This window comes from Acinetobacter sp. 24-47-64 (assembly GCF_057737055.1).
The window spans coordinates 1719007-1732265 of the sequence record NZ_CM173215.1 but is presented as its reverse complement, the minus strand read 5'-3'; the positions used below and the strand labels follow the sequence as shown (position 1 = coordinate 1732265).

At 39.4% G+C, this 13259-nt stretch carries 10 protein-coding genes; 8 read left to right on the top strand and 2 right to left on the bottom strand.

Annotation, left to right across the window (positions count from 1 at the left end; translation table 11 throughout):
* The first annotated feature begins 5 nt into the window (after window positions 1-5).
* The 5 genes from AC1M85_RS08275 to AC1M85_RS08255 all read left to right on the top strand — a co-directional run bounded on the left by AC1M85_RS08275 (window position 6) and on the right by AC1M85_RS08255 (window position 7143).
* Entirely contained in the window at window positions 6-443 is a 438-nt protein-coding gene (locus AC1M85_RS08275; protein WP_488212868.1) for a cation efflux protein, CzcI-like, read from the top strand.
* A gap of 46 nt (window positions 444-489) precedes the next feature.
* Complete coding sequence (locus AC1M85_RS08270; RefSeq protein WP_481588248.1) at window positions 490-1809, top strand: TolC family protein; 1320 nt, start codon at window positions 490-492, stop codon at window positions 1807-1809.
* Between the two features lies 1 nt (window position 1810).
* Window positions 1811-3028: an efflux RND transporter periplasmic adaptor subunit gene (locus tag AC1M85_RS08265; protein WP_488212867.1), complete on the top strand. Its 1218-nt coding sequence runs from the start codon at window positions 1811-1813 to the stop codon at window positions 3026-3028.
* Window positions 3018-6161 (top strand): efflux RND transporter permease subunit, encoded by a 3144-nt coding sequence (locus AC1M85_RS08260; protein ID WP_488212866.1) that lies wholly within the window; start codon window positions 3018-3020, stop codon window positions 6159-6161. Before AC1M85_RS08265 ends, AC1M85_RS08260 begins: the two co-directional genes overlap by 11 nt.
* Window positions 6162-6237: 76 nt before the next feature.
* The gene (locus AC1M85_RS08255; protein WP_488212865.1) at window positions 6238-7143 is read left to right on the top strand and encodes a cation diffusion facilitator family transporter; all 906 of its coding nucleotides are present in this window, start codon (window positions 6238-6240) and stop codon (window positions 7141-7143) included.
* A gap of 48 nt (window positions 7144-7191) precedes the next feature.
* Here AC1M85_RS08255 and AC1M85_RS08250 read toward each other — a convergent pair whose 3' ends face one another.
* On the bottom strand, window positions 7192-8607 hold the full coding sequence (locus AC1M85_RS08250) for an LLM class flavin-dependent oxidoreductase (RefSeq protein WP_092766409.1): 1416 nt from the start codon (window positions 8605-8607) through the stop codon (window positions 7192-7194).
* A gap of 208 nt (window positions 8608-8815) precedes the next feature.
* On the opposite strand from AC1M85_RS08250, the gene AC1M85_RS08245 reads away from it, so the two are divergent.
* Together AC1M85_RS08245 and AC1M85_RS08240 are read left to right on the top strand one after the other, a co-directional pair.
* Complete coding sequence (locus tag AC1M85_RS08245; RefSeq protein ID WP_481588244.1) at window positions 8816-10066, top strand: SfnB family sulfur acquisition oxidoreductase; 1251 nt, start codon at window positions 8816-8818, stop codon at window positions 10064-10066.
* A gap of 13 nt (window positions 10067-10079) precedes the next feature.
* On the top strand, window positions 10080-11342 hold the full coding sequence (locus AC1M85_RS08240) for an acyl-CoA dehydrogenase family protein (RefSeq protein ID WP_488212864.1): 1263 nt from the start codon (window positions 10080-10082) through the stop codon (window positions 11340-11342).
* A 160-nt stretch (window positions 11343-11502) separates the two neighbouring features.
* Here the strand turns inward: AC1M85_RS08240 and AC1M85_RS08235 are convergent, their stop codons facing one another.
* Entirely contained in the window at window positions 11503-12822 is a 1320-nt protein-coding gene (locus tag AC1M85_RS08235) for an acyl-CoA dehydrogenase family protein (RefSeq protein ID WP_488212863.1), read from the bottom strand.
* A 196-nt stretch (window positions 12823-13018) separates the two neighbouring features.
* Between AC1M85_RS08235 and AC1M85_RS08230 the strand changes: the two genes are divergently transcribed.
* On the top strand, window positions 13019-13228 hold the full coding sequence (locus AC1M85_RS08230) for a hypothetical protein (protein WP_092766405.1): 210 nt from the start codon (window positions 13019-13021) through the stop codon (window positions 13226-13228).
* Window positions 13229-13259: the final 31 nt, after the last annotated feature.

The following is a 13259-nucleotide window of genomic DNA, read 5'->3' as shown; positions in this document are numbered from 1 at the left end:
CTTAAATGAGATCGGCTAAATTTGTGACATTCTTAGCATGTATGTTCATGTTCCAAAGCCTTTGGAATGTGGCGGCGGCTTTTTGTGTTCATGAAAGCGACTCAACATCGACACAAAGTTTTCACTTTGGTCATCATCAACCTGTACTTTGCCAAGCCGATCTTCCAAATAAAAGTCCGAAGTCCCAAATTGAAAAAGGCTTCGTGCTTGGTGATGATCAAAGCGTGACGCTAGAAGAAAAAGCGCAAATTGATTTTTTGGATCATCAAGATCATCTGCCGTCAATGTCTCAGTTTATTCTTGCTGTAAACGAGAATTTGCCTTCGTCACAACACATCGAAAAGATTTACCAAAATCACTTTCTTTGGATTAATGCCTATCAATCGCCTCATTTAGGTAAAATCCCTCCGCCTCCTGAATTAACCCCGCTATTGGTGGGGTAGCCTAAAAATTTCCCACCACTTATTTTTAAATTAGTGGGAAATTCACATGTCTTTTAAATTAAAACATTCCATTCGATTATGGCTGGTTTTAGGTTCGCTTAGTTTGGGTGCAAATGCTCAAGCAATGACAGTCAATTCGCTTGAACAAGCACTGGTTCAAGTGTCTCAATATCAACAATCAGAACAGATTTGGCAGCAACGACAAGAAATGTCAGAACTTGCAGTCAAGCAAAGTGGACTTTGGCAAAACCCGACTATCAATCTCTCTCGAGATGGCTTTGGCTCGAATCAAGATCAAGAGTTAAGTCTAGGTATTAGTCAGCCGATCGACATTTTTGGTCAAAGACGGATTCAAAAAAATATAGCGCGTTTGGCTGGGCAACAAAATGAATTGCGAGAAAAGTTGTGGGAAGCACAAAGCCAATTAATCGTGAAGTATGCTTGGTCACAGTTTTTAATTTCGCAATCTGAAGCGCAAATTCAAAAGTCTCAACTGCAAGTCAGTCGTGAAACTTTAGACAGCGCTAAAAAACGATATCAGGCAGGAAGCATAGCCTTAGTTGAGTATGAACGAGCGCAGATTGAAGCGGCAGAAAATGAACGCAATTATCAGCAAGCCATTTTAAATAAGGAAATTGCAAAACGTAATCTTTCTAATCTCTGGGGAGAAACTGAAGCAGAGGTGAAGGTTGATTCAAATCGGATTTATTGGCCTGACCAAGTTGAACAGAATGTTCAAAATTATATTTCTGCAGGTTATTTAGAAAAGCTTTATGCACTCAATGTTGTGCAGGCTAATCAACGAATTGAGCAACTTAAAGTAAAAGCAAAACCAAATCCAAATTTGAATGTAGGAATGACGCGAACAAAAGCGCCCAATGAGACAAACGATACTAGTTTATCTGTGGGTGTCGATATTCCGTTCAATATTTTTAATCGTCAGCAATACCAAATTCCGCTTGCTCAACGTCAGCAATCTCTACTTGAGCGTCAACAACAAAGAGAACTCAAACAACAAATTTTAGAGATTGCAAACTCATTTCATCAGGTGCGTGGCTTAAAGCTTCAATTTGACGCTGTACTGAGACAAAAAGATTTGTCTGAAAAAGTACAGATGCGCTCTTTGCTCGGTTTTAAAAATGGAAAACTTTCAATCACTGAGGTGCAACAAGCAACGACACAATTACAAAATATTCGGCTCAGTCAAATTCAGCTCTTAAGAGAGGCATGGCAAACCGCACTAGCTGCTGAGGCATTAAGTATTGGTACCAGTTATGAACAAATTAGTCGTTCGGATGCCTATACCCAATTACTCAAAGATGCTGTGTCACAGTCAGAAAATTTCATCAATATAGGGGCAGAATAAAATGAGATCTATACAACAAGGAAAAATAAACCAAGCATTCCTCATCGCCCTCATTATTGTGGTGACCGTAGTTTTCGGGATTTGGATTTTTTTCAAAGATAATAAGAAAACAGCAATTGTTGAGAGTGAAGAGCAAGCTGAAACGTCGAATGGCGCAGAAGCTGATCATGCAGAAGAAGGTGAGATTGAACTCACATCTAAACAGCTAGTCGAACATAGTATAAAAATAGAATCAGCTCAATTAGGTGCAATTCCGCGATACACAAACTTGCCTGCAAAATTGATGGTAAATACAGATCAGCAAGCGCATATTTCCCCTAATTTTGCTGGTCATGTTGAGCAAGTGAATGTGGCACTGGGACAAGAAGTGACTAAAGGTCAAGTACTTGCAGTACTAAGTGTCCCAGAACTTATTGACCAACAAGCGAATTTGAGAATGGCGCAATCCAATTTAGATTTGGCACGTCAAGATTTGCAGCGTGAACAACAGATGTGGTCGCAGGGGATCTCCGCAAAACAGGATTTGCAACGTGCTGAAAATGCATATCGTCAAGCACAAATCACAGTGCAAAGTGCCAATGCACGTTTACAAGCTTTGGGTGCCTCAGCAGGTTCGAATGGTCGTTTTACCATTCGTTCGCCAATCTCGGGCGTGATCAGCCAAAAAGACATTGTGGTGGGTGAAAATGTGCAACTTGCAGATCAGATTTTCATCATCGAACAATTAAAAGATTTATGGCTCGAATTTGTGCTACCTGCAGATGCGAGTAATCAAATTGGTACACAACAAAATATTCAATTCAAATCTTTACAGTCAGGTCAGACTTATACAGCAGTTGTGCAATCGTTAACGTCGCAAGCAGATGCGCAGACTGGTCGCTTGATTGTTCGCGCTAAAGTTCAAGGAAAGGCAAGTGAGTTAAGACCAAATTTGATGGTAAATGTTGAACTTCAAAGTCCTGATGCATCGAATGTATTACGCGTTGCAAAAAATGCAGTCCAACAAATCGAAGGTAAATCAGCAGTATTTATTGTTACAGAACAAAAAAATGGAAAACTCCACTTTAAAGCGCAACCCATTGAAGTAGGTGAAATGTCTTCAGATGGTCAATGGGCAGAAATTAAGTCTGGTCTTCAAACGGGGCAAAAATATGTCAATCAAGGCAGCTTCTTACTGAAATCGGAGTTAGAAAAAGGAGAAGCTGACCATGGGCACTAATCATGACATGCCGAAGGCTGAAGGGCTATTTGAGCGAATTATTCAGTTTTCAATTCAACATGCGATTTGGATCATGCTGTTTGCCTGTGCTTGGATTGCTGTTGGAGTTTATAGTTATCAAAAATTGCCAATTGATGCAGTTCCAGACATTACCAATACACAGGTTCAAATTAATACCCAAGCTAATGGATTTACTGCGCTCGAAGTTGAGCAACGCATTACGTATCCAATTGAAAATGCCATGGCGGGGATACCAGATCTTGAATTAACACGTTCGATCTCTAGGTATGGTTTATCTCAGGTCACTATTGTCTTCAAAGATGGCACAGATATTTACTGGGCACGTCAACAAATCAATCAGCGTGTGCAAGAGGTTCAATCCGAATTACCTGATGATATCGCACCTACCATGTCTCCAGTATCTACGGGGCTGGGTGAAATTTATCAATGGGTACTAAAAGCTGAGCCAAAGGCTAAAAAACCTGATGGTTCTTCATACACAGCAATGGATTTACGCGAAATTCAAGATTGGATCGTGCGTCCACAATTGCAACGCGTAAAAGGCGTTGCTGAGGTGAATAGTATTGGAGGATTCAATAAAACATATGTTGTTTCGCCAGACTTGAATCGTATGCAACAACTACAAGTCAGTTTGACGCAACTTCAACAAGTTCTTACTGAGAACAATGAAAATCGTGGAGCAGGATTTATTGAAGATGGAGGTCAACAACTGACAGTACGAGTTCCTGGAACACTGAATACGATACAGGATATTGAAAATACAACGGTGGTTACCTTAAATGGAAATCCCGTCCGTGTTTCAGATATTGCTTCAGTGTCGATTGGACATGATCTTAGAACAGGCGGAGCGACCTATAACGGAGAAGAAACCGTACTCGGCATCGCCATGATGATGATGGGTGAAAACAGCCGTAGTGTTGCACAAGCGGTTGATCAAAAAATTCAAGAAATTCAAACCACACTGCCCGAAGGCGTAAAAATTGAAACTGTTTACGATCGTACCACCTTAGTCGAGAAAGCCATTAAGACAGTTCAAAAGAACTTAGTCGAAGGGGCGATTTTGGTGATTGTGATTTTATTCATTTTCTTGGGAAATATTCGAGCAGCTTTAATTACAGCATGCGTGATTCCACTTTCGATGTTATTTACATTATCAGGTATGGCACAGCAAAAGATTAGTGCCAACCTTATGAGTTTAGGTGCGCTAGATTTCGGAATTATTGTAGATGGGGCAGTGGTAATTGTCGAAAACTGTATTCGCCGATTAGCTCATGCCCAAGAACAGTTAAGACGACCTTTAACACGTTCAGAGAGATTTAAAGAAGTATTCCTTGCCGCTCGTCAAGCGCGCCGTCCTTTAATTTTTGGTCAAACGATTATTTTAGTGGTGTACTTGCCCATATTTGCTTTAAGTGGTGTTGAAGCAAAAATGTTTCACCCTATGGCACTCACCGTAGTATTAGCTCTTATTGCTGCGATCATTTTATCCATTACTTTTGTTCCTGCTGCAGTGGCTTTATTTGTAACAGGTGAAGTCAAAGAAACTGAAAGTAGATGGATGTTATGGTTAAAGAAAAAATATCTAAAAGCATTAGATATGACTTATTTATATCGAACGGTCATGTTAACGCTCGCAGTTAGTATTTTGGTTTTAACAGGGTTGTTGGCGACACGTCTAGGAAGTGAATTCGCACCGCAATTAAGCGAAGGTGATTTTGCTATTCAACAAATGCGTTCACCCAGTACCAGCTTAGAAGAATCATTAAGAATGCAGGAAATGACTGAGAAACTTTTGCTTCAAAATTTTCCAGAAATTAAAAATGTTTTCGCACGAACGGGTACTGCTGAAGTGGCGACAGACGTGATGCCACCCAATATCTCAGATGGATTCATTATGTTAAAACCTCGCCAAGAGTGGCCGAATCCCAAAGAAAGCTTAGATGATTTAAGGTCACGTATTGAAACTTTTTTGGAGACTTTGCCTGGCAACAATAGTGAATTTTCTCAACCCATTGAACTGCGTTTTAATGAGCTCATTTCCGGGGTGCGCAGTGACATAGGTATAAAAATTTTTGGCGATGATATGCAGGTGTTAAATGATGAAGCTGCCAAAATTGCCAAGATTGTGCAAAAAATCAGTGGCAGTACCGCAGTCAAAGTAGAACAGACTTCAGGTTTACCCTTATTAAATATAGACGTAAATCGTTCTTTAGCAGCGCAATATGGTCTTTCGGTTCGTGAAATACAAAATTTAGTCGCTTCAAGTATCGGTGGTCAACAAGTCGGTGAAATTCTACAAGGCGACCGCCGTTTTGATTTTGTTATTCGACTTACTGATCAAGATCGGACAGTCATGGGGATTGCACAATTACCCATACAACTCCCCAATGGTGGGACAGTAAGACTGGCAGATGTGGCTACAGTTTCAAATATTGATGGTATGAATCAGGTGAGTCGTGAAAATGGCAAGCGTAGGATTATTGTGACGGCAAATGTTGAAGGGCGAGATCTGGGTTCATTTGTCCAAGAGTTGCAATCTAGCCTCACGACATATGCATTACCGAGTGGCTATTGGATTGAGTATGGTGGACAGTTTGAGAATTTGGCATCTGCCAAAGCTAGAATGACTATCGTGATTCCATTGGCTTTGATTACGATTTTTATCCTGCTGATGGCTGTATTCAAAAATATAAGAGAAAGTTTATTGGTATTCACGGGCGTACCCTTTGCTCTCACGGGGGGAGTCTTATTTTTATGGTTACGTGATATTCCCATCTCAATGTCTGCGGGTATTGGTTTTATCGCTTTATCAGGTGTCGCTGTTCTGAATGGACTGGTTATGTTGACCTTTATTAAGGAGCTAACAAGTGAATACAGTTTAAATGATGCCATTTGGCAAGGTGCAATGTTGCGATTACGTCCTGTGCTGATGACTGCTTTTGTGGCGTCTTTAGGATTTGTTCCAATGGCGCTTGCTACGGGTACGGGTGCTGAAGTACAGCGACCGCTTGCGACAGTGGTTATCGGTGGAATTATTTCATCCACCATACTGACGCTACTACTTTTACCTGTATTGTATAGGTGGATGAATCAAGCAAAAGCAGAACAATAAATTAAACAATAACATTATGTATATGAATCAGAAGCCTCACTTTATTTTAAGTGAGGCTTCTGATGAGGAGTATAAAATGGGTAGTTCGCATAATCATGATCACAGTCATGTGGAAGTCAGTAAAGACAACGCAAAGAAACTAACTTTTGCTTTAGCCTTAACCACGACATTTTTAATTATTGAAGTTGTTGCTGCATTTATTACTCAAAGTTTAGCTTTGCTGTCAGATGCTGCACATATGTTTACTGATGCTGCTGCTCTAGCCATCGCGTTGGTTGCAATTAAGATTGGTCAAAAGCCTGCAGACAATAAGCGAACTTTTGGTTACCAGCGATTTGAAATTTTGGCAGCTCTATTTAATGCGGTGATGTTATTTATCGTTGCAATTTATATTTTGATAGAAGCGATTCATCGATTAAGTAATCCTCCTGAAATTCAGAGTGTTGGAATGATGATAGTCGCCGTCATTGGCTTAATCATTAATTTAATTTCGATGAAGATTCTTTTTTCGAGTAGTAAAGATAGCCTCAATGTCAAAGGTGCATATCTAGAAGTATTAAGTGATGCACTTGGTTCTGTAGGTGTGATCATCGGTGCTGTGATTATTTATTTTACAGGCTGGGTACTTATTGACACGATTATCGCAGTCCTGATCGGATTTTGGGTCTTACCACGTGCTTGGATTCTCGCCAAGCAAAGTGTCAACATCCTGCTCGAAGGTGTGCCTGATGAAATTGATATTGAAAAGCTCCGTGCAGATTTATTATCGCTTGAAGGAGTTAAGGACATTCACCAACTCAAAGTTTGGGCGATCACACCCAAAAAAGTCATGCTCACAGTTCATTTGGTTGCACCGAATGTCGATCCTAAACGTTTACATCAACAAGCTTTTGAAATGTTAAGTCATGATCACCATATTACTGAAATGACCTTGCAGATAGAAGATGATGCATATCACCATGAACTAGAACATCAGCATTAAAAAAAGCCCCGAAAAGCGCTTTTTTACATATAGAGAATTTAAATTGATCTACACAGATTCAAGTGTTGCGGTTTGGGTTGAAGTGTGCAGCCCATTCGTTGATGACTTACGGTATTGAGCACCACGATGATCATCTGGAAGTAATGGTCCATGACCAAACAACTTTTCTCTCAGTGTCCCCTTGGTATATTCTGTAGGGTAAACACCGCGACGTTGTAACTCAGGAACGACGTATTCGACCACGTCTTCAAAAGATTGATGTGCCAAAATATAAGCCAAATTGAATCCATCAATGCCAGTTTCATCCACCCATTCTTGAAGACGATCGGCTACTGTGCTTGGTGAGCCGACAATCACGGGGCCGTTTCCACCTACACTGGTCCATTTTGCAATTTCTTCAATGGTCCAAACTTTATCTGGATCTGCTTCTACGTAAGATTGCAACATAGACTGAATGGCATTGGTATGAATATATTCAACCTGGTCTGTAGCTTTGAATTGTGAAAAATCTACACCAGACCACCCTGAAGCGAGTGTTAATCCACCATCATAACTACCGTAAGATTGATACTCTGCAAATTTAGCCTGTGCTTTTTCATCAGTTTCATCGACCACAATCGCAAGCATCGTATAGATTAAAACAGCGTTTGGATCTTTACCTTCTTCAATAAGATTATGGCGAATTCCTTGTGCTAACTTTTTTACAGCAACTTTCGTTGGTGCAGATATAAATACGCATTCTGCATTTTGACTGGCAAATTTTTGTCCACGCTTTGATGCACCTGCTTGGTATAAAACAGGTGTGCGTTGCGGAGAAGGTTCACAGATATGAATACCTGGCACGCTAAAATATTTACCTTCATGTTGGATTGGATGAACTTTGGTGTGATCCGCAAAAATACCAGCGGCTTTGTCGCGTCGTACCGCATCATTTTCCCAAGAACCTTCCCAAAGTTTATATAAAACTTCCAGATACTCATCTGCAATATCATAACGATTGTCGTGACTCACTTGGGTTTTTAAACCTAAGTTTTTAGATCCGCTTTCTAAATATGAAGTCACAATATTCCAACCCGCACGACCTTTGGTGAGATGATCCAATGTGCTCATACGTCGTGCGAAGGGATAAGGATGTTCGAATGAAATAGAGGTGGTTACACCAAAGCCTAAATGTTGGGTGACTGCTGCCATTGCTGGAACAATCTGAATTGGATCATTCACAGGAACTTGAACAGCACCATTTAAAGCATGTTGAGCCGATTGATGATACACATCATAAATACCCAAAACATCTGCAAGAAAAATACCGTCAAAAATACCTTTTTCTAATATTTTTGCTAAATCAGTCCAATATTCCAAATCTTTATATTCTGTAGAGCGATCGAGCGGATGACGCCATAAGCCTGGGGACTGATGTGCAATGCAATTCATTTCAAAAGCATTAAATCGTATATGTTTAGTCATAATGAAAATATAAAATAATTAAATGTTTATATTCTCATTATATGAAATATCATACTTATTATTTAATGAGAAAAACTGCAATATACATAATAAAAAAATAAATGAATTGATTATGTTTGAAATCAGATTAGTAAATAAAATAATCGTATAAAAAATTAAAATAATTAGTGCTAATTTAATTTTATTCAATTTTTTTGAAGAGAATAAAATGACCGCACAAATAGATATAAAATTGCATGAAGCTGAAATTTCAAAAGAATTCTACCAAATTCATCAGCCAGCGCATGTGATTAAGACAGATCAAGAAGCGATTCAAATCGCACAACAGCTCGCTGAAGATTTTGCAAAGGAAGCCTCCATTCGTGATCATGAACGCCGTTTACCTTTGAGTGAAATTAACAAGTACTCTCAATCAGGGCTTTGGGCAATTAACATTCCAAAGCAATATGGCGGTGCAGGAGCGAGCTACAAGACTCTCGCTGAAGTTGTTAAAACCATTTCTAGCGCTGATCCATCACTAGGTCAAATCGCACAAAATCATTGGGTGTTTCTAGAGCATATCCGTTTAGATGCCACCGAAGAACAAAAACAATTCTTTTTTAAAGCAGTACTGGGTGGAGAGCGTTTGGGGAATGCTTTTTCAGAAAAAGGGTCTAAGACGGTTGCCGATCTCACCACAAAAATAGAATTTGATGCTTCTGGCAATGGGATTGTGAATGGACAAAAATTCTTTGCGACTGGAGCTTTACTGGCACACCGCATTCCAGTTGTTGCGATTGATGCTGAAGGAAAACCATTTGCTGCAATCGTGCCACAAGGGACAGAAGGTGTAAAAATTACCAATGATTGGAGTGGGTTTGGTCAGCGTACAACGGTCAGTGGATCAGTCGAATTAAACAACGTTAAAGTAGATGCAAAATATATCGTTCCAATTTATCAAGCTTTTGTAAGACCGACAGCAGCTGGAGCAATTTCTCAATTTATTCAAGCTGCTGTAGATGCTGGGATTGCACGTGGTGCGATTCAAGAAACGATTCATTACGTTCGTAACTTTGCACGTCCATGGATTGATTCAGGTTTAGATAAAGCAAGTTCAGATCCATATACCATTGCCAATATTGGTGAATTGAAAATTAAGCTACGTGCTGCTGAAGCCGTTCTGGATTTGGCAGGATTAGCGATTGATTTAGCACTTGCTGAACCGACCGAAGATCATATTAATGAAGCAACATTGCTCGTGGCTGAAGCAAAAGTCTTAACGACTGACATTGCGATTTTAGCAGCGAATAAATTATTTGAGCTTTCTGGCACGCGTTCGACCTTATCAGAATTAAATTTAGATCGTTATTGGCGCAATGCCAGAACACACACTTTGCATGATCCCGTGCGTTGGAAATACAACATTGTAGGAAATTATTTTCTAAATGATGTCCCACCACCACGTCATCCATGGAGCTAAGGAGAAATTTATTATGACTATATTAAATCAGAATGAAGAACTTTCACTTGGTGCCAACTATGAAGAGGTTGCAGCAAAGTTTCGACCGATTTTTAAGCGGATTGCAGAAGGGGCCGTTCAACGAGAAACCGATCGTGATTTGCCTCATGAACAAATTAAATGGTTAAACGATGTAGGTTTTGGTGCATTACGTGTACCAAAAAAATATGGCGGTGCAGGTTTTACCCAACAGCAACTTTTCCAAATCTTAATCGAGTTGGCGACAGCGGATTCAAATATTGTGCAAGCTTTACGTGGACATTTTGCATTTGTCGAAGACCGTTTAGTGGCCCATAAAGATCAATCACAAGCGTTTTGGTTTAAGCGATTTGTAAATGGTGAAATCGCAGGAAACGCTTGGACAGAAGTCGGTAATGTTGAGATAGGCGACGTCATTACCCGAGTGAAACAAAATCAACAAGGCGAATATGAAGTTTCAGGAGAAAAGTTCTATTCTACAGGTACTATTTTTGCCGATTGGATTGATCTTTTTGCCTATGATGAGACCACTGATCAGCATGTGATTGCAGCGGTCTCAACTAAAGCTAATGGAATTAAAGTACATGATGATTGGGATGGATTTGGTCAAAAAACCACTGGAAGCGGGACGCTAAAAATCAACCAAGTGTCGATTGAACGAGATCATATTTACCCGTTTGATCAGCGTTTTAAATATCAAACAGCTTTTTATCAAGTTGTACATCTAGCAACACTGACCGGCATCGCATTTTCTGCGGTGGAGATCTTTAGTGAGGAAGTGCGTAAGCGTACTCGAATCTTTAGCCACGGGAATGCTGATCTTGTCCGTGATGATGCTCAGATTCTACAAGTGATTGGTAAGGCATCTTCCCAAGCATTTGCCAGTCAATCCATTACTTTAAAAACAGCTGCAGCACTGGATGATGCATATTTAAGTCACTTTAATGCTTCATCTGAAAAAGATCATGAGATTAACCAAATTGCGGAACTAGAATCTGCTCAAGGGCAGGTCGTCATTTCAGATCTTGTACTTGATTTAACAACTAAACTATTCAATAGTTTGGGTGCTTCAGCCAGCGCTTCGTCGAAGCAGTTAGATCGTTTCTGGCGTAATGCAAGAGTTGTATCCTCACATAATCCGATTATTTATAAGGAGAAAGTGGTGGGTGCTTTTGTCGTGAATCAAACTGAATTGCCATTTGTATGGCAAATTGGTAATAGTCCTTTGGCGAAACACTTGAAAGCTCAAGTGGCTTAATTGATGTAATTTCGATGATGCTGCTAAGAAGGTCCTGTTAAGGACCTTTTTACTAGGTTCTTAAATAAGAGTTTAATAGCCTAAGCGATTTAGATAGATCACTTTAAAAAACACTAAAAAAAGACACTAAAGAATAGTGTCTTAACGATTTAAAGCGAGCTTAAGAAGCCTTATCTGTTTGCAGAAGCCCTGATTCATCAACTTTACCGATACGCCATTGATAAGGGGGCAACGCACCATTTACGCTAAAGTCTCCGACAATTCGATCTTTATAAATTCTTGGGTTGTGTGATGCGAGCGTACGAATATTTCGCCAGAAACGATCTAAAGCTAAGTTTTTATCAGTGGCTGATGCTCCTAGAGCATCAAAAATGATGGTCGAAGCATTTAATGCAAGTGTGGTGATAATGGTTTGAGATTGAGCAACCTCTAATTCTGCTATGGCATTTTGATCTGCTTCGAGTTGTTCATTATCATTCAACCCAGCTTCAAAAGCACGTTGTATAGCCTGTGCATTTTTTTCAATAATTGCTGCAGTGGTGTACGCGACACCACGAATTTGACCCACCACTTGTAGGATTTGAGCATCATTACGGACGAAGGAAGCATTGGCATGCGTATAATTTCTTTCACGTTTATAAACCTCAGCTGATACTTCATAGCTTGCTGCTCTTGTAAGCCCTGAAATAATTGCCAATTGAATCAGTTGATAGAATGCTGCTGAATATTTAAAGCGCTGTTGGTCTCCGATGACATCTTGTTGATTCACAACAACATCAGTGAACTTAGTAGTACCACTTGCTGTAAGAATTTGACCAAAACCATTCCAGTCATCCACAATCTCAACACCTTCAGCATGTCGAGGGATTAGAATACTGGCTGATTCTCCATACAAATCAGTAATACCCACATCAATCCAGTCTGCATACAAGCTTCCTGTGGTATAAAATTTTTGTCCATTCAATATCGTGCGTCCCTCAGCATCTTTGGAAAGTCTCGTTTTAAATTCATGAATGGACTCATTTCCACCTTCAGACCATGCGCTTCCAATAATTTGACCTTGAGCCACTCTAGGAAGCCATATAGATTTAAACTGTGGGTCGCGGCTGAGCAGTAAATCTTCCACAAAGCCAAAATGTACGCGAAGTGCCTGCGGTAAATTTGCATCAGCTTCGGAAAGTTCGATTAATAGATTAAATAATTCTGGAATAGTTGCATCAAATCCACCTTGCGAACTGGGTAAGCGAAGTCTCGTAAAACCGATGTCTTTTAACCATTGAATCTGTTCAAAAGCTAAAATTCGCTTTTCTTCGCGTTCTGATCGCGAAGCTTTGATTTTTTCAAATGTTGGTCTAAATAACGAGGCGAGGCTTTCATAACGTGAAGATGGTCCTTGTCCCCATACAGCATTAATTTGTGTGGTCAGTGCGCTGGGACGGTGTTGTAATGCAGTTTGAGTTTTTAAATTAACGATATTCATAATACTCAGTCTTTATTTTAAATTAAAATAAAATAATAGCGCTTATAAAATGGGTGAAAATCGATTTATTGTGATATGTAAATATAATATATTGGATTAATAAAAAATTAGATATTATCTTAAATAAAGAAAATGATATTCCATAAAATGAATTGAGATATAATAATATTGTGATTGAAAAAAGGATTTAAATTAAATGATTAAAGATTTTAAATCGAATACTTATATTTGTGATGATCATGTCATAGATACGATTTATTGGTTGATGCACCACCAAGATAGTTATGATCGGTTTGAGTTTGATGCATTTAGTCAAAAAATAACGGTACACCATGCCAATGGAACAGATGAAATTAAGCCGGGACAGTATCTTAATGCCAGTTATGGCATATTGATCACATCATAAAAAACCGAAGCAAAGCTTCGGTTTTTAATTA